The organism is Psychrobacter sp. JB193, from assembly GCF_002285555.1.
Lineage (GTDB): Bacteria > Pseudomonadota > Gammaproteobacteria > Pseudomonadales > Moraxellaceae > Psychrobacter > Psychrobacter alimentarius.
The window spans coordinates 237986-263369 of the sequence record NZ_NRGY01000003.1; the positions used below are offsets into that span (position 1 = coordinate 237986).

The 25384-nt window shown below is 42.3% G+C and carries 21 protein-coding genes and 1 other RNA gene; 19 read left to right on the plus strand and 3 right to left on the minus strand.

What is annotated here, in order from left to right; genetic code table 11:
* The first annotated feature begins 386 nt into the window (after positions 1-386).
* Both glnA and CIK80_RS14235 read left to right on the plus strand, forming a co-directional pair.
* Complete coding sequence (gene glnA, locus CIK80_RS14230; RefSeq protein ID WP_062844656.1) at positions 387-1796, plus strand: type I glutamate--ammonia ligase; 1410 nt, start codon at positions 387-389, stop codon at positions 1794-1796.
* Positions 1797-2149: 353 nt separating this feature from the next.
* Positions 2150-2911, plus strand: a complete 762-nt coding sequence (locus CIK80_RS14235) for a DUF4124 domain-containing protein (RefSeq protein ID WP_095570566.1) — start codon at positions 2150-2152, stop codon at positions 2909-2911.
* A gap of 156 nt (positions 2912-3067) precedes the next feature.
* On the opposite strand, the gene CIK80_RS14240 is transcribed toward CIK80_RS14235, so the two are convergent.
* Positions 3068-3781 carry an SIMPL domain-containing protein gene (locus CIK80_RS14240; protein ID WP_095570567.1) on the minus strand — a complete coding sequence of 238 codons (714 nt, stop codon included), beginning with the start codon at positions 3779-3781 and terminating at the stop codon, positions 3068-3070.
* A 269-nt stretch (positions 3782-4050) separates the two neighbouring features.
* Here CIK80_RS14240 and ffs point away from each other — a divergent pair.
* From ffs to CIK80_RS14295, 11 genes are all read left to right on the plus strand, one after another.
* Positions 4051-4147: signal recognition particle sRNA small type (gene ffs, locus CIK80_RS14245), an RNA gene on the plus strand.
* Between the two features lie 194 nt (positions 4148-4341).
* Positions 4342-4938 carry a LemA family protein gene (locus CIK80_RS14250; RefSeq protein ID WP_095570568.1) on the plus strand — a complete coding sequence of 199 codons (597 nt, stop codon included), beginning with the start codon at positions 4342-4344 and terminating at the stop codon, positions 4936-4938.
* Between the two features lie 39 nt (positions 4939-4977).
* Complete coding sequence (locus CIK80_RS14255) at positions 4978-7935, plus strand: M48 family metalloprotease (protein ID WP_095570569.1); 2958 nt, start codon at positions 4978-4980, stop codon at positions 7933-7935.
* Positions 7936-8046: 111 nt separating this feature from the next.
* The gene (locus tag CIK80_RS14260; RefSeq protein WP_095570570.1) at positions 8047-8943 is read left to right on the plus strand and encodes a hypothetical protein; all 897 of its coding nucleotides are present in this window, start codon (positions 8047-8049) and stop codon (positions 8941-8943) included.
* 107 nt (positions 8944-9050) lie between these two features.
* Positions 9051-10184, plus strand: a complete 1134-nt coding sequence (serC, locus tag CIK80_RS14265; protein ID WP_095570647.1) for a 3-phosphoserine/phosphohydroxythreonine transaminase — start codon at positions 9051-9053, stop codon at positions 10182-10184.
* Positions 10185-10436: 252 nt separating this feature from the next.
* A complete protein-coding gene (locus tag CIK80_RS14270; RefSeq protein WP_095570648.1) occupies positions 10437-12269 on the plus strand; it encodes an extracellular solute-binding protein in 1833 nt (610 codons plus the stop codon).
* Positions 12270-12378: 109 nt separating this feature from the next.
* Entirely contained in the window at positions 12379-13158 is a 780-nt protein-coding gene (gene gloB, locus CIK80_RS14275; protein ID WP_095570571.1) for a hydroxyacylglutathione hydrolase, read from the plus strand.
* A 74-nt stretch (positions 13159-13232) separates the two neighbouring features.
* On the plus strand, positions 13233-14300 hold the full coding sequence (gene yejB / locus CIK80_RS14280) for a microcin C ABC transporter permease YejB (RefSeq protein WP_062844650.1): 1068 nt from the start codon (positions 13233-13235) through the stop codon (positions 14298-14300).
* Complete coding sequence (locus CIK80_RS14285; RefSeq protein ID WP_095570572.1) at positions 14300-15373, plus strand: ABC transporter permease; 1074 nt, start codon at positions 14300-14302, stop codon at positions 15371-15373. Before yejB ends, CIK80_RS14285 begins: the two co-directional genes overlap by 1 nt.
* A gap of 1 nt (position 15374) precedes the next feature.
* Positions 15375-17045: a dipeptide ABC transporter ATP-binding protein gene (locus tag CIK80_RS14290; RefSeq protein ID WP_257011792.1), complete on the plus strand. Its 1671-nt coding sequence runs from the start codon at positions 15375-15377 to the stop codon at positions 17043-17045.
* Positions 17046-17376: 331 nt separating this feature from the next.
* Entirely contained in the window at positions 17377-18681 is a 1305-nt protein-coding gene (locus tag CIK80_RS14295) for an iron-containing alcohol dehydrogenase (RefSeq protein WP_095570574.1), read from the plus strand.
* Positions 18682-18789: 108 nt separating this feature from the next.
* Here CIK80_RS14295 and folE read toward each other — a convergent pair whose 3' ends face one another.
* A complete protein-coding gene (folE, locus tag CIK80_RS14300; protein ID WP_179288404.1) occupies positions 18790-19386 on the minus strand; it encodes a GTP cyclohydrolase I FolE in 597 nt (198 codons plus the stop codon).
* A 314-nt stretch (positions 19387-19700) separates the two neighbouring features.
* Here folE and CIK80_RS14305 point away from each other — a divergent pair, with 314 nt between their 5' ends.
* A complete protein-coding gene (locus CIK80_RS14305) occupies positions 19701-20510 on the plus strand; it encodes an enoyl-ACP reductase (protein ID WP_062844645.1) in 810 nt (269 codons plus the stop codon).
* Between the two features lie 117 nt (positions 20511-20627).
* Positions 20628-21311, plus strand: a complete 684-nt coding sequence (locus tag CIK80_RS14310) for a YoaK family protein (protein ID WP_095570649.1) — start codon at positions 20628-20630, stop codon at positions 21309-21311.
* 125 nt (positions 21312-21436) lie between these two features.
* Here the strand turns inward: CIK80_RS14310 and CIK80_RS15380 are convergent, their stop codons facing one another.
* The gene (locus tag CIK80_RS15380; RefSeq protein ID WP_179288405.1) at positions 21437-21601 is read right to left on the minus strand and encodes a hypothetical protein; all 165 of its coding nucleotides are present in this window, start codon (positions 21599-21601) and stop codon (positions 21437-21439) included.
* 384 nt (positions 21602-21985) lie between these two features.
* On the opposite strand from CIK80_RS15380, the gene CIK80_RS14315 reads away from it, so the two are divergent.
* The 4 genes from CIK80_RS14315 to CIK80_RS14330 all read left to right on the plus strand — a co-directional run bounded on the left by CIK80_RS14315 (position 21986) and on the right by CIK80_RS14330 (position 25333).
* On the plus strand, positions 21986-23407 hold the full coding sequence (locus CIK80_RS14315) for a DASS family sodium-coupled anion symporter (protein ID WP_095570576.1): 1422 nt from the start codon (positions 21986-21988) through the stop codon (positions 23405-23407).
* 134 nt (positions 23408-23541) lie between these two features.
* Positions 23542-24333 (plus strand): metallophosphoesterase family protein, encoded by a 792-nt coding sequence (locus CIK80_RS14320; RefSeq protein ID WP_218830342.1) that lies wholly within the window; start codon positions 23542-23544, stop codon positions 24331-24333.
* An 87-nt stretch (positions 24334-24420) separates the two neighbouring features.
* The gene (locus CIK80_RS14325) at positions 24421-25014 is read left to right on the plus strand and encodes a DUF1543 domain-containing protein (RefSeq protein WP_095570577.1); all 594 of its coding nucleotides are present in this window, start codon (positions 24421-24423) and stop codon (positions 25012-25014) included.
* 1 nt (position 25015) lies between these two features.
* A complete protein-coding gene (locus CIK80_RS14330; RefSeq protein WP_095570578.1) occupies positions 25016-25333 on the plus strand; it encodes a hypothetical protein in 318 nt (105 codons plus the stop codon).
* Positions 25334-25384 lie beyond the last annotated feature (51 nt).

Consider the following 25384-nt stretch of genomic DNA (forward strand, 5'->3'; position numbering starts at 1 on the left):
CAGCGTTTGCACCACTAATGTTATGGTGATTTATGGTTATGATGCCGCTGAAAAATGATGATTGACACGCGCCGCAAGAGTTCGGCATGATGGGTCACAGATTATTAGGATAAGATGAGAACAGATTTGGCAGGTTTTGAGAAAATTAGTAGTCTGATCATCACAATGCTGTAAATGAGTCTCTTGACTAATAATATTAATAGTGCTGATAATGACACGCATAATATTAAAGGCACCACGCTATTAAGCTGTTAAAAACACGATGTCACTTTTAATGCACACATAACCTTTATTCTTAAACCAGAAAAGTGCAGTAATGCTTTTAAACAACCAAATCTTTAAATAACTGAATCGCAATAATGTGATCTACACAACGGAGACTATTTATGTCAAACAAACTACTAGACCTTATCAAATCCTCTAATGCAAAATGGGTCGACTTCCGCTTTACTGATACACGTGGCAAAGAGCAACACATCAGTTTCCCAGCGCATAGCGTTGATGAAGAAGTCATGGAAGACGGTAAAATGTTTGACGGCTCATCTATTGCAGGCTGGAAAGGTATCGAGGCATCAGATATGATCTTGCGTCCTGATCCTGAGACTGCTTTTATTGACCCGTTCTTTGACGCTGTGACTGTAGTAGTAACTTGCGATATTATTGAACCATCAACACTGCAAGGTTATGATCGTGACCCACGCTCTATCGCGCGCCGTGCTGAAGAGTATTTGAAGTCTACTGGTATTGGCGACACTGCGTACTTTGGTCCTGAGCCTGAATTCTTTGTATTCGATGATGTAAAATGGTCAGTCGATATGTCAGGTGTAAGCCATAAGATTACCGCTGAAGAAGCCGCTTGGTCGACAGGCGAGACTTACGAGTGGGGCAACATGGCGCATCGTCCACGCGTAAAAGGCGGTTATTTCCCAGTACCACCAATCGACAGCTCACATGATATGCGTGCAGTAATGTGTGAACGTATTGAAGAAATTATTGGTGAAGGCAGCGTAGAAGTACACCATCATGAAGTGGCTTCTTGCCAGTCTGAGATTGGTGTTGCATTCAATACCATGGTTCGTAAAGCAGATGAAGTTCAGCAACTAAAATATGTTGTGCACAATGTAGCGCATCAGTTTGGTAAAACTGCAACCTTCATGCCTAAGCCAATCGTTGGTGATAATGGTTCAGGTATGCATGTGCATATGTCTATCTCAAAAGATGGCGTTAACACCTTCTCTGGTGATGAGTATGCAGGCCTTTCTGAAACAGCCTTGTACTTCATCGGCGGTGTAATCAAGCATGCTCGTGCCTTAAACGCAATTACCAATCCATCAACGAATAGCTATAAGCGTTTGGTGCCACATTACGAAGCGCCAATCAAACTGGCTTATTCAGCCTCTAACCGCTCAGCCTCTATCCGTATTCCGCATGTCAGCAGCCCTAAAGCGGTTCGTGTTGAAGCACGTTTCCCTGATCCAACAGCAAACCCATACTTAGCGTTTGCAGCGCTATTGATGGCTGGCCTTGACGGTATCCAGAACAAAATGCATCCAGGCGAAGCGGCTGATAAGAACTTGTATGACTTACCACCAGAAGAAGAAGCACAAATCCCAACGGTTGCTGAGAGCTTAGATGTAGCTCTACAAGCTTTGCGTGATGACCATGAGTTCTTGTTAAAAGGTGATGTATTCACAAAAGATATGCTAGAAGCATTTATTGCCTTGAAAGAAGAAGAGGTACAACGTCTTAATGTCACTGTGCACCCTGTTGAATTTGACATGTACTACAGCTGCTAATTTTTGGCTCAAAAGTAAAACCGACGTAATAAATAAAACCAGCTAAGTGAATCTTAGCTGGTTTTTTTATATTTTTAACCAACCATATATAGTTAGTGAAAAGTAATATCGATACATCACGCTTTGCTGATATTAATTTTTCTTGCTTGCCGTGCCTACGCAGCTCGATGCTGCAAAAATTGATATCAGTATTGCCGTAGCGTTTTTATAGTATTTTGACTGTATATTTTAAATCAATCATAGTATAAATGGACAAGAGCATTTTCTGTACATTTACTACTGATTTAACCGCAAAAGTACCGCATAATATCGGTCATGCTATTCATAACAAATATCAGTAAGGTGAACTGACCATGACTTTTTTAATAAAAAATACCGTTTTGAATAATAAATTGCCACAGATTTTATTATCCAGTTTGATGATTAGCGCCGCCAGTTTTTGTATGACCATGGCCACTGCTGCACCTATTTATAAGATTGTTGATGAAAATACAGGGCAAGTAACGTTTACTGACCGTCCGCAAAACCATGAGCAGCAAGCAGGCAAAAAAGTGACTGAGATGGCCATCACGACAGGGAGTGAGAGCAGTCGATCGAATAGTAATAATCCAAACGACAATAACACAAGTAGCAATAGTATGAGTAACGATGGCACAAGCAACAACGTTAAAAGTACTCAGCTGTCTGATACTCAGCAAGTCACTACTAAGCCGGAGGCACAAGTGAACTATCAGCTTGCCATCGCTGAACCGAGCGAAGAGCGTGCCTACCGTCGTCCAGCACAAAATATCAATGTGAATGTGCAAATCAAGCCAGCCCTACAAACAGGCGATATAGTCAGCATCTATTTTGACAATAAGGAAGTCGCTCAAGGCTTGAGTGCCTCGATTGCAACCGTCGATATTCTACCAGGTGCGCATAGTATAAAAGCGGTGGTAAAAAATCAGAAGGGTGGGATTCTCCAGCAAATAACGCGTACCGTCTACGTGATTCAAAACAATACAACATTACAAAATAATAAGAAAATTGCCAAACAGCTTCTGGCCTATCAAAACTTACCATGGCATCAAAAGGTTATGTTAAAAATGCGTCAAAAGGGAACCGCCAATCCTTAAGTTAACTGCAATTTATCTCATTTTTATCACTATTTTTAAAACGAGAACACGGTCTAGCTATATCCTGAATAAACTTAAAAAAGATAAGGCAAGCACTTTTGATAGCGCTTGCCTTTTTAGTATAAAAATCTTGGTTTACTTTAGATAAAGAGTGACTTATTTGGTCAACTCAATCGTACCATTGGCGGTCACAGAAATGGTGCTGTTACCAGACTCAAAGTTTTGTCTTGGTACAGCATCAGCAGATTCAGCTTTCATTGCCATCGCACTGTACATTGGACGTGGGTAGTTGCTACCTGTATTTAGATTGACATTGACCACGCGGTAACCGCGAGCATCCCATGCACGTGTTAGGTTTTTGGCCTGTTGCTGAAAAGCGCGAGAAGCATCAGTCATCAATTTTTGTTCTAAAGCATCTTTTTTAGTGTCTGAAACCCCAAAAGTTAAATTGTCCATCACGAGCGTTTCTTGCAGGTCGGCAATAAGCTGGCTCGTCGCTGCAAAGTCTGTGCTTTTCAAATCGATATTGGCTTGTCCAGTCCAGCCGATGATTTTGTCATTTTTGTCATAGCGAGGATAGGTGGTTTGTTGGCCTGTACTGACCGTAACGCTAGGATAGCGCTTAGCGATTTTCATTGCATTGTTGATGGTCGTATTAAGAGTAGTCGCTAGCGTTTTAGAATCCGTTGCTTGAGCTTTTTTGTACAGACTGGCACGTACTTCATCATTTTGAACCTCTTCTTTTACTTCTGCTTGAAAAGTAAGCTGGTCATAGCCAGTGGTCTCTGCGTGCGCGCCGCCCATCATAGCCGTTAGTAGAAGCGCCGTACCAGTCGTCAGTGCTGCTTGATTAAATAAAGTTGTTTTCATAAATATCTCCTAATTAAATATCAATATAAGTTTTAATCAGATAAAACTTATGGATTTGTTGAAAGCCGTTCATTTTATTTGTTAGATGACCATTCACTATATAGACCATGTGTGCCCAGCTTCCTGAACTAAAATAACAAAATTTTAGAAGGCTGCTGTTAGAATTTTGTCACTTATGGTTACTATTTTTCTTATGCAATAGAACAAATAGTTTGGTAAAGGGGGTTGCAATGCTAAAAAATTCTTGTATAATTTGCGACTGGTGGCTCCATTGGTAGCCTCGCAACATTGTTCTATGAATCCCGCCAGGACCGGAAGGTAGCAACGGTAATAGTCACAATGTGTGCCGAGGATGTGCTGATGGAGTCGCTTTTTTTTGCCTAAAATTTGACTCCTGTGTCAAAAAATAGTTAGAAGTTCCTGTGTATTACGTTAAGCCCTTAATTATAAAGGGCTTTTTTTTGCAGAATTTTTGTCTAATTCCGAGATGACATCGATTAAGATGGGTTAAAATAAAAGATGCTAACTTTTGTTAACCCTAAACGTTTTGGAATCTGACTATGAAGATGTTTGCTTGGTTGTTTATCGCCCTTGTTGTGTTGATAGTAGTGTTTGGGGTTGCGATCTTTAATAAATTGGTACGTGCGCGTAATCAAGCAAAAAATGGTTTTGCCCAAATTGATGTTCAACTTAAACGCCGCCATGATTTGATCCCAAACTTGGTTGAGACAGCCAAACGTTATTTGACTCACGAACAAGAGACCCTTACTCGCGTCATTGCAGCGCGTAACCATGCCCAGAGTTTGCAAGCATCAAGCAAGCATCAGCCAGATTCGCTTGAGCACATGGCTTTGTTTGCCAAAGCAGAAGATATGTTGTCCAAGGCCTTGGGGCAGTTTTCTGCTGTTGTGGAAGCCTATCCTGAGCTAAAAGCTGACAGCATGATTAAAGAGCTGATGGATGAGTTGACCAATACTGAGAACCGTATTGGTTTTGCACGTCAGCATTATAATGATAGTGTCATGTTTTACAATAATGATCGTGAGGTCTTCCCAAATAATCTAGTTAGCACAACCTTCGGGTTTCGTCCTTTGAGTCCGTTAGTTTTCGAAGATAGAAAGACCATTGCTCAAGCACCAGTTGTCAATATGGGCTGATATTAAATGTGCTCGATTATTTTGAGGTCGGACAAATAGATGGATTTTTTTGGTGCCCAGCGAACACGTACTAAACGCAGCTTATTGCTGTACGGACTGTTTTTTATTATTGTCTTTGCCCATATGGCAGTAGCGCTTGCTGTTATGGTGCTACTGTTGACGCTGTTTACGGACGGTATTTATCATTGGGTATTGGTGCTGGTCACGATATGGATATTAGGAACCTTTATCGGTGGTAGCTTTTTAGAGTATCGTCGTCTAAAAGCAGGCGGCCGCGCGATCGCTCAGAGAGTAGGGGCGGTGAGACTATTTATTGATCGCAGCCAAGACGAGTGGGAGCAGAGCCGCGGAATTGCTCATCAGCATATACCTATACAAAAAGTGCGTTATAGCTCCCGTCATATAGCAGTACGAGATGAGCGCGACTTACCCTCTGTGTATCGTCGTTATTATGAGATTGCCCAGCAGCTAGCCATTGCTTCAGGTGTGCCTATGCCTATCCTCTACGTACTGCCTCATGAACAAGGTATCAATGGTTTCGTCGCTGGTCGTCATCATCAGGATATGGTGCTAGTCGTGACGCAAGGGGCGCTGGATAAATTGTCTGATGAGGGATTGTATGGACTCATTGGGCATGAATACGGTCACATACTACACGGTGATGCGGGGTTCAATCTGAAGCTGATGGTCGTGCTTGCAGGCTTGCAGATATTATATGATTGGAGCGATCCTTTTAATAATACTGGTTCCCGTAACAACTCAAGTGACTATTTTGAGAGTGCAGGCAGTCGCCACGTGCCTTTATCGCAAATGTCGCAACGTACTGTGGATACTCATGCAAGGCGTACTGAGGCGCAGACTGGCAACTTTAAGAACCATAGTGATTGGATTGCCTACTGGCAAACACAGTCACAAAGACAGCAATCACAAGCTAAAAAGCAGTCGAGGTGGTTACCCAATCGAGCGGCTAGTGATTGGTCAACATCGCGCAGTGTGTGGGCATTGTTATTACACACGTTTAGCTTCTCAAGTATGGCCAGTGCTCAGCTGATTAAACACAGTTTTAACCGTGAGCGTGAGCTACTGGCGGATGCAACCAGTGTGCAGCTGACGCGTTCACCGGCCATTATAGAAACCTTAAAAGCCATTCACCAAGATGCAGTTGGCTCGCGTTTGACTGGCATCGGCAATCTCAATGGACTCAGTCATTTCTTCTTTGCCAGTAGCGGTGCAGACTTGGGCGATGTATCATGGTTTGCGACTCATCCTAGTCTAGTCGAACGTATGACGGCGATCAATACCAGTGCTTACCACAGTTTTGCCATAAAAATTGCTAAAGAAAAACAGCTCAATCAGCAGAAAATAAAGCAAATATATGAACAGCGTCGATTGGGCAATTGGGAAACAACAGAAAAAAATAGCCTAAGCAGTAGCTATCAAGAAAAAACAACCTTTCGATCGCAAATATTGTCTAGTAATCAAAAAATCAAAACTCCAGCTGACGAACAATTGCTCCAAACCCCAAACAATACTAATGATAGTGGCTCAGTCATGTCTTTTGGTACTCTCATGGACAATGAGTCAGAACTTGAGTTCATCACAGAAACCGATATCATCGTCGATGGACGCTTGCAAGTAAGTACATTAGATACGGATAGCCAAAAGTTGCTAAAGCCTTGGCAAGCAAAATCGCATAGCGAATTGCCTAGTACAAAGCTGGTTATTAGTGAAGACGTAAAAAGAGCCGCGTTACCGCAATATATAATCGATCATCGTCATCATCCGCTGGGAGCGCAGGCACTGATTGAGGCGGCTATGTTGTGTCATCAGGGTCAGACGTTATCGACAGCGGTAAGCTATGACTTGACAGTGATTTGGCATGGATCACTTACGATACCTATTGCTACGGATAATAATGCTATAGAGGCGACGGTGAACGCTGCAAAAATATTACCGCATAAGATAGATAATGAGCTACTAGAAAAAATTGCCAGCCTTGATCGCCGCTTGGACAGTGCGCTGATCACATCGTGTATAAAACAATTAAGCGATTATGATTTATCTAAAGCCGTCATTGACGCGCTACGATTAAAACACGAAAGCCAGCATGATGACCGTAGCTATCAGTATTATATGCAGCAAAAAAAATATCGTACCATGCTTGAGCGCTATCAGGAGGGCATGTTAGCCTTAATCAAAGGACAACTCACCACTGATTTGAGTGAAAAATTTGCCCATCAGGTGATGACAGACAAAGCGATTAGTGACACGCCTCAGCCAACGTACGCTCTCTTAGAGGACAATGTGCCCTCAATGCTATCTTTGTGGCAAGCGCTACATATGCAATTGTTATTGCCTGCCTTGTTTAGTGTTTTAAACGATAAGCAGCCAGTCAGACAAGCGGCATGGCAACAAGAGTTGCAGGCGGGTAGAGGCAGTATTTTGACCCAGCTTGATCCTTCTGGTCAGATATTCGAGAATCTATGTATTGCTAGGCAGTCGATCTTGATATTATTGGCTTACCGCTTATCAAAAGATATCAAAGGTCAGTTGATATCGGCATGGGATAGCTCGACCCTTCACTTTAACCATGCCAGCGTGGCGCACTATACTGTAGATTTAAGACGTCATGCACGCTTGATTGATATTGAGCTAGCAACGGTCAGTGATGCCAATTTGCAGTGGCTGTTGTTGACAGCCCAAAGCTTAAATGGTGTACAATTATTGGCGTTGATACAGGCAGTGCCTATTTTTATAGCGCCTGTTAATGCGCGTTGGCAGTATTATAGTGACCAAGAGAAATCACAGAATGGTTATCAAATAGATTATAATGAGCATACTGATAGCACTGCTCAGCCTTACGTCTACCATGATTATAGGCAGTGGCTAAGTACATTGCATACGATGATGTTACACGATACGATAGTCAGCCAAGATGAGTACGACTGCTTGGTGTTATTGTCAGAGCATTGGCTAGGCGTTCGACAGCTTTTTTGAGTGATATAGCGCATGATTGATACAATAAATGTTGAGCTGCCAAGATGCTGCAGGTGTTAGATCTTCTTTGAAATAAAACCCCACTTAATATTAGCAGGATAGTAAAGACACATGAGTGATACCCAAGAACCGCTAATTGTATTGCAACATCGTATGCAGCAGCGTCAGATTTTGGCAATGATGGGTATCAATCAATGGGTGCAATCAGGCTCAGATACTATTAATGTTGCCAATATTTCTGCACCTGTCATCGTTGATACAGTAGATCAGTCAGTATCTTCTCATACAGCCATTGAATCACTCAATGTTGAACAATCAAATATCGATGATGACGCAAATGACAATGTATCAGCTATGTATGCTGCTGAGAGCGCCGCTTTAGAGAATAGCGCTTTGAACAGTGTGTCGATAAGCGATGCGCCTATTAACAGTTATTACTTTGATGATAATGACACAACGTTAAGCCCATCATCTGAACCAAATTCAGTTACGTATCGTTTTGACACGACGAACACTGATACCGTCACTCCCGATATAGTTAATCCTAATACAGCTGTCAAACCTCTTGTCGATAGGACAGAACGGCCAGCAGCCGCTTTTGATAAACAAGTCCAGTCAACTGACCGTTACTCTGATAATAGCCTCAAAGTCGCGCCATTTAATCTACAAGGTGGTCGCTATAGCAATTGGGTGGTTTTGGTTGATATTCAAGCACTGAATAAAGACACCCAAAAGCTATGGGGCAACATCACACAAGCGCTATCGATAACCTGCGAGACCACCTCATTTCCAATCTGTGAAGGTATGGACACAGCTGAGCTTGCCAATGCCAGTCTGGCAGGCTATGTCTTTAAAATAGGAAGAAGGGAGGACGTACAAGTGGCTGCATTGACTGTGCTACCTGACGGACTTGAGCATTCGAACCTGACTGCCGTGCCTACATTGGATGAGATGCTCGCTGATAGCGGTTTAAAACGTCAATTTTGGGAGCAGCTCTCTGATTCCTAATAAAAACATAAGCGCTTTTTTAAGGTAGTTTGATCATTACGTTTGAGTGCCAACCCACAACGATTAACCTTTTTATATCTAGGATGATAGCCATGTCTACAAACTCAATGCCTACGAATACAACAGCGACACCAGAAGCGGATGCTGCTCCTCACCGTGTACCTAATTTTTCTGCAGGTCCAGCCACAATGCCGACTGCAGTATTATCACGTGCCCAAAAAGAGCTGCTTGATTGGCAAGGTAGTGGCGTGTCAGTGATGGAAGTCAGTCATCGTAGCAAAGAGTACATTGAGATTACGGATAAGGCTGAAGCCAAACTGCGCTCATTGATGGACATTCCAGACAATTATAAGGTATTGTTTTTACAAGGTGGTGCCAGCTTACAGTTTTCAGCGATTCCCTTGAATTTACTAAATGGTAAGCGTGCCGACTATCTAACGACAGGAGCATGGTCAGGTAAAGCCATCAAAGAAGCCACACGTTATGCCAATCTTGGTCTTGGTGAGGTAAATCTTGTGGCAACGGGTACAGACAGCAATTTCACTGATGTACCAGCTCAGAGTGATTGGAATCTTAGTGAAGATGCTGTTTATTTCCATTACTGTGCCAACGAAACCATTCATGGATTGCAGATATTTGAGCCACCGACAGTGGATGCGCCAATCATTGCTGATATGTCGTCTTGTATCTTGTCACAGCCGATTGATGTGTCTAAGTTTGGGATGATTTATGCGGGTGCGCAAAAGAATATTGGCCCTGCAGGATTGATCCTTGTTATTATCCGCGAAGATTTATTGGGGCAGGCAAGCGAGTGGTGCCCTATGCTGCTAAACTATGAGCATCAGGCCGAAAAAGAATCCATGTCGAACACGCCAGCCACTTATTCTTGGTATTTGGCAGGATTGGTTTTCGATTGGCTAGAAGAGCAGGGCGGTGTCGCTGCTATTGGCAAAGTCAATCAACAAAAAGCAGATTTATTGTATAAAACCATCGACGACAGCAGCTTTTACAACAATCCAGTTGCCCCTCAATATCGCTCTATTATGAATGTGCCATTTACGTTGGCTGACAGCAGTCTCGATAAAGTATTTTTGGAGGAGTCAAAGGCAGCAGGGCTACTTAATTTAAAAGGTCATCGTGATGTTGGCGGTATGCGTGCCAGCATTTACAATGCAGTGCCTCTAGAGTGGGTACAGCAATTGGTTGATTTCATGATAGCGTTTGAAAAAAAGTATGCTTAAGAATGTATAAGCCGTAAAACAAAAAAGACGCATCTCTTATGGATTGCGTCTTTTTTTTATGGAGTTTGCGCACATCTTGTAGAGAATTGATGTCTTGGAGTCTACACTTAGCATGGCAAACCATTAGGTGAAAAAACCTAAGTTTGTTATGATGAATTTTTATGGTGCTGCTCTTTTTTACTCACTTTTAATAAGCTTTTAATTTTTCAATACATTCATTGGTATCGTTTGGAGGCTGGTGGTAACGCTATGATGACTAAAAATGCCCTGCTAAAAACCGCCATACTCACCATTGCGATGAGCTGGATACCCGTCAGTTTGGCTGCGCCAATTACCACCACCGCACTTGGGCACAATAGTCCGACTGAGTATATCAATGCGCCTTATATGCCTTATGCCAATCCGGATGCGCCAACAGGCGGTACGCTTTCATTGGATGCACGTGGTACTTTCAACAGTGCGAATAAATGGATGACCACTGGTGTGGCCATGATCGGTACGGATTATCTCTATGATACCTTGATGACTGGATCATTAAACGAAGCGTTTACCATGTATCCGCAGCTGGCAAACAAGGTAACCTATGACCCAGAAGACACCAGTTGGATTATTTATCATGTCAATCCTAAAGCGCGGTTTTGGGATGGCTCGCCTGTCACCAGTAGCGATGTCAAAGCGACTTTTGATGCATTATTAACCAAAGGGCCGATGTATATTCGAAGTTACTTGGGCGATATTCGCGATGTGCAAATTATTAATAAACAACAAGTGAAGTTTGTTTTTGCCTCAAGCGATAATAAAGAAATTCTACTCACAGTAGGACAGTTTCCTATATTTGCCAAGTCTTCTATCGATAAAGATTTTGAAAAAATAACGTTGACGCCATTGATGGGGAGTGGACCATACAAAATTGGGCGCATCGATGCAGGTCGAGCAGTCAGTTATGTGCGTGATCCTAACTACTGGGGACGAGATTTGATGGTCAATCGCGGTCGCTATAACTTTGACATGATTAAGTTTGTCTATTATCAGAGTGATGAGATCGCTTTTGAAGGGTTTAAGTCTGGTCAATATCGCTTTCGTCCTGAAAACAAAGCTTCCAACTGGGCGACAGGCTATAATTTTCCAGCAGTCGAGGCTGGCATGATTAAAAAAGAAACCATCAGCAGTGAAAATCCAGTCCCCATGCAAGCGCTGGTCATGAATATGCGTCAGCCAATTTTTCAAGACATTCGTGTGCGGCAAGCATTGAGTGCTGCGTATGATTTTGAGTGGATGAATAAGACGTTATTTCATGGTCAATATGAGCGTTTGCAAAGCTTCTTTCATGGTTCAGAGCTTGCTGCCACAGGCACACCATCGAGCGAAGAGATGAAAGTGCTCAGCCCATTATTATCCAAGCTTGAACCAATACAACGTCAGGCTGTATTAGCAAAGTGGCAGCTGCCAACCAGTAACGGTAGTGGTTTTAATCGTGAAGGGCTGCTGGCTGCGCGGCAATTGTTATTGGATGCTGGGTTTTACTATGAGGATATGAAGCTGTATCAACCAAGTGGTCAACCTGCCAAAATTGAGATCTTGATGACAGGCGAAACGATGGGGCGTGTATTGCTGCCTTACATTCGTAATTTGAAGCGTTTGGGCTTTGATGCGACGCTACGCCAAGTCGATGGCCCGCAGTATTATGAGCGTACGCGTCGTTTTGATTATGACATGATAGTTGACGTTTTCGCGCAAAGCTTGTCCCCTGGCGCAGAACAAGCTGGCTTTTGGGGTAGCGAGGCGGCTGACCAAGTAGGTAATAGTAATACAGCAGGTATCAAAAATGCAGTGATTGATACGGTTATTAAAAAACTTGGTAATGCTCATAACCGTGATGAAATTGTTCTTTATACGCATGTGCTTGATCGCCTATTAAGAGCAGGTCATTATATAGTGCCCTTATACGGCAAGTCTGGCACCAATGTCGCTTACTGGGATCAGTACCGTCATACTAAAAAGCTGCCGACCAATGCGGTTGGTATTGATTACTGGTGGACGGACAAAGCGGCAGAAGCACGCGTCAACAATTACTTGAAGCAGTAAATCAGGGCTGAGCTTGAAAAACATATCGCGTTTGACATTCAACGACTATACATAAGTGTTTGTATAAAAAAATATGAGCAATAATAATAACGACTGGTAAGGATTTAATATGAGTATCCGTATTCACCCTATTAAGGCTTTTAATGATAACTACATTTGGACCTTAATCAATGAAAACAATAAACAAGCGATCGTTATTGATCCGGGTCAAGCGGCACCTGTCATTGCTTATTTAGAAGAAAATGAGCTGGAGCTGACGTCAATTTGGACCACGCACCACCACCATGATCATATCGGCGGCGTCGCAGAGCTACAAGAGTCTTATCCTATGACTCACTTGGTTGCCCATACGGAGCACAATGTCGATGAAGACCAGACAATAAAAGATGGTAGCACGGTGAGCGCCTGGGGCTGTGCTGCTCAAGTATGGGAGGTGCCTGGTCATACCGCAAGCCACGTGGCCTATATTTTAGATATCGAAGGACGTCATTATTGCTTCTGCGGTGATACGTTATTTAGCGCTGGCTGTGGACGTGTTTTTACTGGTACGATTGAGCAATTGCATGACAGCTTTAAGCGTTTAGACAGCCTGTCAGATGAGACGCTACTATATCCAGCCCATGAGTATACTGCCAGCAACTTACGCTTTGGTTTGTCTATCGAGCCTACTAATGAGGCAATGGCGCAGGCACTGGTACAAACAGAAAATAAGACCGCTCAAGGGCTACCGAGTTTACCCGTCACATTAGAGCATGAGCGAGCGGTAAATGTGTTTTTGCGAGCACAAGAGCCGAATGTAATAGCAGGTGTGAAGTCTAAAATAGATATTGCTGATGAAAAATCTTTGACTGTATTTGCTGCCCTGCGTGAGCTTAAAAATAACTTTTAGTCGTCATGCAGACTTGGTAAAAGCAAGCCACCCATTTTCTTTGTTATTGTATGTTTACTTTAGGAAGCCGCATTATGGGTCGTTATATCTTAAAAAGGTTACTGCTAATATTGCCGACGCTTTTTTTGATATTGCTGGCAAATTTTGTGATTGTGCAAGCAGCGCCTGGTGGCCCTGTAGAGCAACAACTGGCACTCATTGAGCAAAGCGGAAAAGATAGCGCTTTAAGTGGAAATATCGGTGCGGGTAGTTCAGGCAGCAACAGCACATATCAGGGCACTCGCGGCTTATCTGAAGACATGGTTGCGGCGATCAATGCACAGTATGGTTTTGACAAGTCCGCTCCTGAACGATTTTGGCTCATGCTAAAAAACTATGCTCAGCTTGATTTTGGGGAGTCATTTTTTAAGGGACAATCTGTAACAGATCTTATTATAGAGAAGCTACCAGTCTCAATCTCGCTTGGGCTTTGGAGTACGCTGCTCATTTATATGATTGCCATTCCACTTGGTGTGTATAAAGCCATGCATCATGGTTCAGGTATTGACAAAATCACTGCTATGCTCCTCGCCATTGGTCATGCGGTTCCTGTGTTTGTATTTGCCGTTATACTCTTGGTGTTCTTTGCGGGCGGTAGTTACTGGAATATTTTTCCTCTCCAAGGGCTAACATCTGAGAATTTTGATCAATTGAGTACATTGGGTAAGATAAAAGATTATTTTTGGCATCTGGCGTTACCGCTTCTAGCAAGTACGGTCGGAGGTTTTGCAGGCTTAACTTATTTAACCAAGTTTAGCTTTTTAGAAGAATTGGGTAAGCAGTATGTGCTTACTGCTCGTGCCAAAGGCTTAAATGAGCGCCAAGTTCTCTATGGACATGTATTTCGTAATGCGATGTTGATTATTATTGCCGGTATTCCAGCCGCTATCGTTGGTATTTTCTTTGCAGGTAATTTTCTGATAGAGATTATTTTTAAACTTGATGGTTTAGGTTTGCTTGGTTTTGAAGCCATTCAGCAGCGTGATTATCCAGTAATCTTTGGTACGCTGTTTATTTTTACGTTGGTGGGGCTGCTATTACAACTGATCAGTGATTTAAGCTACCATTTGATTGATCCTCGTATCGATTTTGAGGGGCGCTAATGTCAAGTCATCCGCCAACTTCAATAGCATCTTCTGTCATTACACAAAAGAAACGTCGTCTGAATCCTATCTGGCAAGCGCGTCTGAATCGCTTTCGCCGCAATCGTCTTGGAGTGATATCTTTATTCATTTTTTCCCTGCTATTTGTGATTTGTATGGCAGCCAATGTGATTGCCAATGACAAACCAGTATTGGTGCAATATCAAGGTGATTACTATTTCCCAATATTGAAAGCCTACCCTGAAACCACTTTTGGGGGCGTTTTTGAGACTGAAACCAACTATAAAGATCCGGCCGTACAAGCCCTGATTAATGATCAGGGTTACTATGTCATGCCGCCGATTCCTTTTGCGGATCAGACGCCAAATGTCGAGCTTGGTCTACCGTATCCAGCAGCGCCCAATAGTCAGAACTGGTTAGGTACGGATGACTTGGGCCGTGATGTACTGGCGCGAATACTTTATGGGTTGCGGGTGTCACTACTGTTTGGTTTGGCATTGACGCTTGCGGGCGCACTGATTGGTATTATCGTGGGAGCCATACAGGGGTATTACGGAGGCTGGGTAGATTTGGCGGGTCAGCGATTTATGGAAGTATGGGGCGGTATGCCGCAGCTTTTTATGATTATTATCTTAGTCAGTTTGTTTAGCCCCAGTATCACAATGCTATTTGCCATGATGCTGTTGTTTGGTTGGATGGGCTTGGTTGGCTTGGTCAGGGCAGAGTTTTTGCGAGCGCGTAATTTCGATTATGTGCGTGCTGCCCGAAATCTTGGCGTGTCAGATAGCCAAATTATGCTAAGACATATTTTGCCAAATGCGCTGGCGTCGAGCTTGTCGCAATTGCCATTTATCCTAACGGCCAATATTATTGCATTGACCGCGCTGGATTTTTTGGGATATGGGTTGCCACCTGGATCACCATCGCTCGGTGAACTGATGGTACAAGGAAAAAACAACCTTGATGCGCCTTGGTTGGCATTGTCAGGCTTTTTTAGCTTAACTTTTATCTTATCATTGCTTATCTTCGTTGGCGAAGCGCTGCGTGATGCGTTTGATCCAAGGCGTTCTTAATATGACAACGACTACCGCAAAAAATAACAGCGCTAAAAAAAACCACAGCAATGAACAAAACCGGCTTGTGCTCATCGTAGACAAACTCAGTATTGTAACGCCTACCAACGCAACGCTAGTCGATCAACTGTCTTATGAGCTCAGACAAGGACAAACCTTGGCAATCGTTGGTGAATCTGGCTCTGGTAAATCGATTGCCAGTCTTGCGTTATTGGGTTTATTGCCAGAAAATTTGACGATTCGTGGTGAAGTGCAGCTGGCAAGTTATTCAGGCATGGCTGCATTGCCGATAGCAAATAGCAGCGAGCGTAATGCCTCACTGCGTGCTATTCGTGGACAACGCATCGGCATGGTCTTTCAAGAGCCGATGACGGCATTAAATCCATTACATACCGTTGCCAAGCAAATCGCTGAATCACTGCGATTAAGCGGTGTACCCAGAAAGTCATGGCGAGACCAAAGCATTGCTTTGTTAGATGATGTTAATATCACTGATCCTGCTGATAAACTCAAACGCTATCCACATGAGCTATCAGGCGGCCAGCGGCAACGCGTGATGATTGCCATGGCATTGGCCCAGCAGCCTGATATATTAATTGCTGATGAACCAACCACTGCGCTTGATGTTACGTTGCAACATGAAATACTTGAGCTATTAGATGATCTTAAGCATCAGCATAATATGGCAATGGTGCTCATCAGTCACGATCTAAATCTGGTCAGACGTTATAGTGATGAGGTTATTGTCATGCGTCAAGGACAGACGATTGAGCAGGGGCTAACGGCCGCTGTGTTTAATCAGCCTCAGGCAGAATATACGCGTACGCTTATCCAGCAAGATTTTGGGCAGGCATTGATGTTACGTACTGATGAGCAGAGCCAGCATGCGACAGTATTGCAAGTCAATCATTTACAAGTACAGTTCCCAATCGAAAAAGGCTTGTTTGGCGGTACGAAACGCTGGTTTGACGCAGTCAAAGACGTAAATATGAGTCTAAAAAAAGGACAGGCGCTAGGTATTGTTGGTGAATCGGGCTCTGGGAAAACAACCATCGCCCTTGCACTCAGTCAGTTACTCAGTAATCAAGCACGTGTGAGCGGTCAAATACAGATTAATGGACAAGAGATTTCAACCTTGTCTAAAAAAGCGCTGCGCACCTTTCGCTCCCAGATTCAAATGGTGTTTCAAGATCCATTTGCCAGTATCAATCCTCGTATGACCGTATTGCAAATAGTCGAAGAAGGACTATTGGTCCAAGGGGTTGATAAAGAGGCTCGTCAGCAGGCGGTGATGGACAGTCTTGCCACTGTACATCTACCTGTAGAATTTGCGCAGCGGTATCCTCATGAGCTATCAGGGGGGCAGCGTCAGCGTGTGGCTTTGGCGCGAGCACTCATCATGAAGCCAAGCTTATTGATATTGGATGAACCCACCTCAGCGCTTGATAGTACAACGCAGGTGACCGTGGTCAAATTATTGCGAGAAATTCAGGAAAAACTGCATATCAGCTATGTGTTTATCAGTCACGATTTAAAGGTCGTACGTGCGTTATGTCAACACGTGATGGTATTAAAAGATGGTACATGCGTTGAGTCTGGCGATACCGAAGATATTTTTGATAAACCACAACACCCCTATGCAAAAAAGTTATTACAGGCAGGTATTATTTAGCCTAAGCGGGGTTTTTACCTTGAAGAAAAATGTCTTAGTCAAGATGATCAGCAATGGTTGGTAAAAGAGGATTGAAACGTCGTTACTCAATACAAATAATTTGCCTAAACTGCTACTCCATAGTGAATTAGAATCTCACAAGATATCAGCACATAGCCGTTCATAATAATAGCGGCACACTCAAAATGGCGGTGGTACAATGAGTTGAAGCCGTTACTCGATTATATAGATGATTGCGCTAACGTTATTGTTGGTTCAATCGAAAGCATAAATGGTTGATTAAACAATCGCCATTGCTATGGTTAATATTATTAAAAAGGATTTTGTACCCATGAAAAAACAAAACAGTATGGCTAAGTTGGTAAGTATGAATGGGTTACAGCACGCTGGTTATTTGGCAGTTGCTAAGACTCGTGCCAAAGTATTAAAAGCGTTTTCTTACGTCATACCTATCAGAAGACCAATGTTATTTGTTGGCGAAACTTCTTGTGATGAGCTGTGCGATATGCTTATCAATGAAGGCAATACCCATGTCTTTATCGTCACTGATGCAGTGCTCAATAAACTGGGTGTGCCGGCGAGAGTCACTAATTATTTAGATAAACACAATATCAGTTATACAGTCTATGATGGTGTGACGCCAGACCCTACATTTAAGGTGGTTGAAGAAGGACTACGTCAATCATTAGAAGCCAAGTGTGACTCGATAATAGCTATTGGCGGTGGGTCAGTGATTGACGCCGCTAAGATGATTGCGATGGCACAAGGCAATGATTGCGCTCCTCAGAAGCTTATCGGTATTCTCAAAGCAAGAAAACCTGCAACCCCTTTATATTGTATCCCTACAACGGCGGGCACAGGCTCAGAGGCGACATTAGGTGCGGTAGTATCAGATGATGAGACCCATCAAAAAGCCCTATCTATTGACCCAAGAATGGTGCCATTAGCAGCTGCTATTGATCCTATCATTATGAAGGGCATGCCAGCACATATTACAGCGGACACTGGGATTGATGTGCTGACACATGCATTAGAAGCGTGGATGAGCGTGAATGCGAGTGTGGAAACAGATTATTATGCCGCCTCTGCTGTCAAATCTGTGATGCACTATCTACCATTGGTTTATAAAGACGGTAGCGATTTAAAAGCTAGAGAAGAGATGGGAATAGCAGCACACTACGGTGGCATCGCATTTAACAAGGCTGGTCTTGGTTATGTACATGCCATTGCTCACCAGTTGGGCGCGCACTATAGTATTCCTCATGGTCGTGCTAACGCTATCGTGTTGCCTTATATACTTGATGTAAACCGTGATGCCAGCAAAAAGAGATTGGCGGCACTGGCCAAAAGAACCGGTATCGTTAAAGATAGTCATACGAATGATAGTAACCTAGCTGACTATCTTATCACTCAAGTACGTGATTTGATTCAAACCGTAGGGATCAATCCAACTGTCAAAGGGATGCAGGTCAGCGACTTTGATAAGATTGCTAAAGCGGCTGCTAAAGAGGTCAGTGATACCTATGCGGTTCCGACTTATATGTCGGCATCTGAGATAAAAGATATTTTAATGAAAATTAAGCAGGCGAGTGATGGGCTGGTGGATGATGAAAAGACAAGCGACAAAGTTGCTTAAGAGTAGGTAGGGATTAAAGGACATAGTATCGCTTAGATACTATGTCCTTTTTAGCAGAATAATGATTTGTTTGATTCGATTATTTTGGGCGAAATCAAACCCAGTCATTTAAAACGCTGGTTGACGTCTAGGTATCGCCGTCAAAAATTCTATTCGTGCTTGATTGTCATGAACAAACTCACCCAGCATCGAGGTGGTACGGGTAGTAGATTGTTGTTTGTTCACACCACGCATCATCATACACATATGCGAGGCATCCATCACAACAGCCACACCGCGACAACCTGTTACGTCCATAATGGTTTGCGCTATTTGATCGCTTAGGTTTTCTTGAACCTGAAGACGGCGGGCGAACATATCAACAATACGAGCAAATTTTGACAAACCCAATACCTGACCATTGGGCAAATAGCCTATATGCGCGATGCCATGAAAAGGCAACATGTGATGTTCGCATAAGGAATAGAATTCAATATTTTGTACCAATACTAACTCGCGATTGCTCGATGGAAATAGAGCGTCATTGACAACTTCATCCAAGCTTTGATGATAGCCTTGTGTTAAGTGAGCAAAGGCTTTTGCGGCACGCATTGGCGTCTCTTCAAGACCCGGACGTTCTAAGTCCTCGCCAGTTGAGCCAATCAGTTGACGATATGATTCAACGCTTTCTTGGTAATCTGATGTTATAGTTGGGGTGTTACTCATAAGTTTGGCAGCCATCCAAAATGTGGGTGTAGCTTAACGCTAAATCCTATTATGTAAAGGATTTTTATAAAAATTGTGCAAGCTGGGGAGGGTTGTGATTATACTTGAAATCTGACTAACTTCATACTGCTGTGGTGGCAGTTAAATTTTTAATGAATATTTATCAACATCGTAAGTTATAATAGTTTACGAATGTACACTTAAAATATTTTATGTATAATGTAAAAGATTTTGCTTTCTTACACTGTAGTGAACTTACAGTTATATTAAAAAACATTAATTAAACAACTTTTATCGACTAAAAAGGGAATACTATGTTGCTACAAGGCCAAAGATTTGTTGTAACCGGCATTGCAAGTAAACTGTCTATCGCTTGGGCTATCGCAGAAGCACTACATCGTGAAGGCGCGTCTCTTATCTTGACGTATCCAAACGACAAGATTAAAAAGCGCGTCGATATGGCAGCGGAACAATTCGAAGCAGACTTGGTATTAGAGTGTGATGTGGCATCAGATGATTCTATCGCTGCTTGCTTTGAACAAGTGAATGCGCATTGGGGCGATGGCATTGACGGTGTCGTTCATGCGATTGGTTTTGCACCCATGGATCAGCTAGACGGTGATTTTGTGAATGCGACCACTCGTGAGGGCAGTCATATTGCTCATGATATCTCAAGCTATAGTTTTGTTGCATTAGCCAAAGCGGCACGTGAGTTATTGGCAATGCGTCATGGTTCTATGTTGACGTTGACTTATGAAGGTAGTATCTCGGTGTTACCAAACTACAATGTCATGGGTATGGCAAAAGCCAGTCTTGAAGCCAGCGTTCGTTATCTTGCTACTTCTATGGGCGGCGAAGGTATCCGTGTAAATGCTATTTCAGCAGGTCCTATCCGTACGCTTGCTGCCAGCGGTATAAAGTCATTTCGTAAGATGCTCGATATCAGCGAAAAGATTGCACCATTACAACGCAATGTCACTCAGAATGAGGTAGGTAACGCTGCACTATTTTTATTGTCACCTTGGGCATCTGGGGTTACTGGTGAAATTATGTTTGTTGATGCAGGTTTTAACACCGTTGCCATCAGTGAACAATTGATGTTGCTCGACGAGCCAAAACAATAACCATTTAAACCCCATTTGGTTATTGTAAATGTTTAACTTAATTTAATATAAAAGGCAACTGTGTTGCCTTTTTGGCCAAATGATAGATGGTTTGGCACTGATTTTTGGACAACAAATATGATAACTAAATTACCAAAATGGATAATGTGGGGTGGGGCGCTACTGGCATTGAGTGCAGGTTGCGTAAATACAATTGCATTAATGGGATTCACTACTTTGTCGGTCTCTCACGTGACTGGGAATGTAAGTTTATTTGCAACCGCTATTGCTTCTTTAGATATGCGCAGTGTTTTGTTTATTGGTGCAACATTGCTGACTTTTTTAATAGGGGCGGTATTGAGCGGTGTGATCATTGGTCAAAAGTCATTAAAGCTGGGAAAGCGCTACAGTCTTGCGCTTTGTATTGAAGCGGTATTACTGGTGCTCAGTTATTGGCTATATCAGCAGGAGAATAATATAGGGCAGCTAACGGCAGCCATGGCTTGCGGGTTACAAAATGTTATGGTGGCGACCTATAGTGCATCTGCTATTAGAACCACACATCTAACAGGTTTGACCTCAGATGTGGGTCATGCCATTGGTAACTGGATCGCTGGTCGATCTATAGATAAGCCAAAACTTACCTTTCAATTGATTATTTGGCAATGTTTTTGCGGTGGTAGTGTCTTAGGCGCACTTCTATACAGCCAATTTCAATATAGAGCATTATTTTTGCCCATTGCGATTGTATCAACAACAGCTGTCTTATATAGTGCTATGGTGCAAAAGTTACCAGAAAGAAGACAGCCAGTTAAAATATAAGAAGCGTATTTTTTCTTTAAAGGTACTCTTAATAATGCTTTTTAAAAGTGTACTGTCAATTATAGAGCATTAAAACAATGTTTAATGCTCTAACTGCTTACTTGATCATTCTCTACTTATCTAAACTATTCTTTATCTTCTTGCTCATGATCTTCATGTTCGTGCATACCTTGCATCATATCCAGCGCTGAATCATCTGTGCGTTGTTGATCTTTTTTGGCAAGGCCATCTTGATTGATATCTTTTGGCGCCATTTTGGTTGTCGAATCTGTTTTGTTAGCGTTTGGCATAAAATACTCCTAGTCATTTTTATTAGTGTTTCTGCTTAACCTTATGATTATGTGACATTGATTTTGGCTTGTATAGCGCTCAATGATGAATGTTTGAAGGCTTTATGTAATTTTGATACGTTAATCATCACAAATAAAAGTGTGAAGATAAAAAGTAGTCAGAAACAAAAATTAACACTAGTGAAATATAAAAGAGATTTTTATAAAGCCAGATAGTGGGGACAATCGTACGAAATGTAATCAGAGCATATTCGACTACAAATAATTCTGATATTATGGCAACGCCCAAATAGGTACCGAGCTAATGCAACGACAGTTTATGACTGGCGCGTATTGTCGTAAGTCTCAATTTCACGACCACTCTGAATACAATAAGGACAATTCATGTCAGAGCAAAAACTAGATAGCCATCTTCCAAAAGATGGTAATGAGTATTTATTTACTGATACCTTTCCAAAGGGTACAGGCAAAGGATTGATAGTCGTTGCTATTGCAGCGATTGTTGCTATGATTATTTATAATGTACTGCCATTTGATATTAATGCCAACAAAGGCTTGGCGCTGTTATTCTTTATTGGTGCGCTTTGGCTAACGGAAGCACTACACGTTACGATTACTGCCTTGTTGGTCGTGGTGTTGGGTGCTTTGATTGGCATACCGGACTTTGATGCTGAGATTGGCTTACAGAGCTTTGCCAATCCGACTATTTATTTGTTCTTCGGAGGGTTTGCTTTAGCAGCAGCGCTACATGTGCAACAACTGGATAGAAAAATTGCGCTAAAGATTTTATCACTGTCTGGTGGCAAACTGAGCACCGCCGTATTTTTGATATTTGGTGTAACGGCGTTTCTGTCAATGTGGATATCGAATACCGCCACAGCAGCGATGATGCTGCCATTGGCACTCGGTATTTTGACGCAAGTTGACCATGAAAAAGATCGTGGTACCTTCGTTTTTGTACTACTGGGTATTGCTTATTCAGCGAGTCTAGGTGGTTTGGGTACTATCGTTGGTTCACCGCCAAACGCGATTGCTGCAAAAGCACTCGATATTGCCTTTGTTGATTGGATGAAATTTGGTATTCCAATGATGTTGGTGCTATTGCCACTATTATTAGGTGCAATGTATTTATATCTAAAACCGAACCTGAATCGTACCATCACATTGAATGAAGACGAACCAATCGCTTGGAACAAACCTCGCATCGTGACTATCATCGTCTTTATTGTTACTGCGTTGAGTTGGATACTTTCCAAACAAATCGGAGCAGCCTTAGATATTACGGATACTGATGCGGTCGTTGCTTTATCAGCAGCCGTAGCAGTGGTCAGTCTCGGTCTGGTGTCATGGAAGCAAGTATCTGACAATACTGATTGGGGCGTTCTCATGTTGTTCGGTGGTGGTATCGCACTATCGACGATTTTGAAGGTTTCAGGCGCTTCGCTGGTGCTGGGTGAAACGGTGGCAAACGCACTGTCTTCTGCACCACTTATCGTGGTCATGATTGCCGTGTCGGCCTTTATTATCTTCTTGACAGAATTTGCCTCTAACACTGCATCGGCAGCACTACTAGTACCAGTATTTGCGGCTATTGCTGAGCAGATGGGCTTACCGCATGAAGTCTTAGTATTGGTCATCGGTATTGGCGCCTCTTGTGCCTTTATGCTACCAGTTGCCACGCCTCCAAATGCTATCGTATTTGGTACTGGCCTGATAAAACAGACAGAAATGGTGCGTACAGGTGTTATTCTCAATATTATCGCGACCCTTGTTGTCGGTTTATGGGCATACTTCTTCTTAATATAGCCTAGCGATTTTCAACGCTGCAATAGTAATGAATAGAAACCCAATGTCTCCATGCTTATGGAACATTGGGTTTTTTATTCACTTTTATTCTTAAAGGCCGTGTAAAATAATGTTTTGGAAAAAAGTTGGAAAAAGTGACTTATTTTAATAAGAATTTGAGCACAATTGCTGCCATTTCAGACATTCATAGCAATGTGTTTGCGCTTGAAGCAGTACTTGCTGATATTCAACACCGTAATGTCGATCAAATCGTCAATCTGGGTGATATCTTATACGGGCCTATTGCTCCTAAGGCGACATATGATTTACTAATGACGCATCAAAATAAGATCGTTACCATTCGTGGCAATCAAGACAGACAAATTTATGAGGCGACTGAAGCAGACATTGCTGATAATTTGACACTGGATTTTATTGTCAAAGATTTGCCGAAAGATGCGATAGAGTGGATGCAGTCTTTACCATTTGATTGTCATTTAAGTGAGGATATCTATTTGTGCCATGGGTCACCAACCGACGACATGATATATTTACTTGAAGATATCACCACAGGGACGCCAATGGTACGTGATGATGCAATTATTTTGTCATTGCTAAGTGACATTGAAAGCAAAATTATTGTCTGTGGTCATACCCATATCCCACGTACTGTCACATTGTCATCAGGGCAGCTTGTTATTAATACAGGTAGTGTAGGTTATCCAGCCTATGAAGATAATTTACCAATCGTTCATAAGATGCAAACTTATTCGCCTCACGCGAATTATGTACTGATCAAATGTGTTGAGACCGAGCAGAGAAAACATTGGCAGACCGAGCATATAAAGGTGGCTTATGACCACGAAGCAGCAGCAAGATTGGCTCTAAAAAATGGTCGTAAAGACTGGACTTTTGCCTTAAAGACAGGGCGAGTATTATCAATATAATTAGATTGGTATATCGGTTGGTGTCAAACCATAAAACTATTCATAAAACATCATTCAAAAATTATTGTTTAACAAGGACTACACAACATGCTGACTCTATATATGGTTCAACTAGGCGGTCGTCCCAAAGGGCGCTTGATTGAACAGCACGATATTTTCTTTGGCGTGGCAGGTCAGCTACCTGAATTGATAACCGATATTAATAATCATTGGCCGGAAGTAAAAAATAAATGGCATATTGACTCGTATCGTGCCATTACTAAAGTTGATAACTATACAATTAAATTGATTGAGACAAACGAGCAAGTAGAGAACAACTCTGATTTAAAGCTATTTTTTATAAACTTGGGCGGCTATCAGCAGGGGAGTTTTGAAGAGTTTCATTATAAACTACTTGTTGTAGCTGCCAGTCAAGCGGACGCAATTAAACAAGCGAAACAGAGTGAGTTTTATAAAACGTTTACCTTTAAAGATAAAAACTCATTCTTTGATGCCGCTTCGCATATTGATGATAAATTTGAGGTAGATATAGACGATATATATAACGTCGGTGATCTTGTTTCAAACATTCAGCTTTTGATTGAGCCTATCATTGAGATGGAGACGAGCAATATTGAAATTAAAGAAGATAAAGAATACGTAGGTTATTTAAGTATTAAGAATTTAAGGAAGGTATCATAATATGTCTCTAGATATGTACTACAAAAGCGGTATGATCCGCAAAACGCGCTGCGAAATTTCTGATGATATGCTGCCCGTCCTTTATCAGATTCATGAAGCTACTAGCTTTCCCCAATTGACGTGGTTGATTAACAATCTTTATGAAAATCCACAGATTGAACCTGAAATCGCTAAAGCTTTAGCGAATGAGATGGAGGCGCTAGAAAAATTAATACTTTCCCTACACCTGCCTTTTCCTAGGTTGCCCTTACAGCAAATACATACCTTTTTTATGGGCGCTGCTACTAATCAGCAGACAATTTATACTGTTAGTGATTAATTTTAGTATCCATACTCAATAAGTCACTCACTCATAAAGATAAGGCTCATA

Bases quoted from the DNA above. Each gene is read 5' to 3' on its own strand.
- CIK80_RS14255 (WP_095570569.1), top strand. From the start codon at position 4,978: ATGGATTTTTTTGGTGCCCAGCGAACACGTACTAAACGCAGCTTATTG.
- CIK80_RS14325 (WP_095570577.1), top strand. From the start codon at position 24,421: ATGCTGACTCTATATATGGTTCAACTAGGCGGTCGTCCCAAAGGGCGC.
- CIK80_RS14240 (WP_095570567.1), bottom strand. From the start codon at position 3,781: ATGAAAACAACTTTATTTAATCAAGCAGCACTGACGACTGGTACGGCG.
- CIK80_RS15380 (WP_179288405.1), bottom strand. From the start codon at position 21,601: ATGCCAAACGCTAACAAAACAGATTCGACAACCAAAATGGCGCCAAAA.
- CIK80_RS14310 (WP_095570649.1), top strand. From the start codon at position 20,628: ATGATAACTAAATTACCAAAATGGATAATGTGGGGTGGGGCGCTACTG.
- CIK80_RS14260 (WP_095570570.1), top strand. From the start codon at position 8,047: ATGAGTGATACCCAAGAACCGCTAATTGTATTGCAACATCGTATGCAG.
- serC (WP_095570647.1), top strand. From the start codon at position 9,051: ATGCCTACGAATACAACAGCGACACCAGAAGCGGATGCTGCTCCTCAC.
- folE (WP_179288404.1), bottom strand. From the start codon at position 19,386: ATGAGTAACACCCCAACTATAACATCAGATTACCAAGAAAGCGTTGAA.
- glnA (WP_062844656.1), top strand. From the start codon at position 387: ATGTCAAACAAACTACTAGACCTTATCAAATCCTCTAATGCAAAATGG.
- CIK80_RS14305 (WP_062844645.1), top strand. From the start codon at position 19,701: ATGTTGCTACAAGGCCAAAGATTTGTTGTAACCGGCATTGCAAGTAAA.
- CIK80_RS14315 (WP_095570576.1), top strand. From the start codon at position 21,986: ATGTCAGAGCAAAAACTAGATAGCCATCTTCCAAAAGATGGTAATGAG.
- CIK80_RS14285 (WP_095570572.1), top strand. From the start codon at position 14,300: ATGTCAAGTCATCCGCCAACTTCAATAGCATCTTCTGTCATTACACAA.
- CIK80_RS14290 (WP_257011792.1), top strand. From the start codon at position 15,375: ATGACAACGACTACCGCAAAAAATAACAGCGCTAAAAAAAACCACAGC.
- CIK80_RS14250 (WP_095570568.1), top strand. From the start codon at position 4,342: ATGAAGATGTTTGCTTGGTTGTTTATCGCCCTTGTTGTGTTGATAGTA.
- CIK80_RS14235 (WP_095570566.1), top strand. From the start codon at position 2,150: ATGACTTTTTTAATAAAAAATACCGTTTTGAATAATAAATTGCCACAG.
- gloB (WP_095570571.1), top strand. From the start codon at position 12,379: ATGAGTATCCGTATTCACCCTATTAAGGCTTTTAATGATAACTACATT.
- yejB (WP_062844650.1), top strand. From the start codon at position 13,233: ATGGGTCGTTATATCTTAAAAAGGTTACTGCTAATATTGCCGACGCTT.
- CIK80_RS14270 (WP_095570648.1), top strand. From the start codon at position 10,437: ATGACTAAAAATGCCCTGCTAAAAACCGCCATACTCACCATTGCGATG.
- CIK80_RS14295 (WP_095570574.1), top strand. From the start codon at position 17,377: ATGAAAAAACAAAACAGTATGGCTAAGTTGGTAAGTATGAATGGGTTA.
- CIK80_RS14330 (WP_095570578.1), top strand. From the start codon at position 25,016: ATGTCTCTAGATATGTACTACAAAAGCGGTATGATCCGCAAAACGCGC.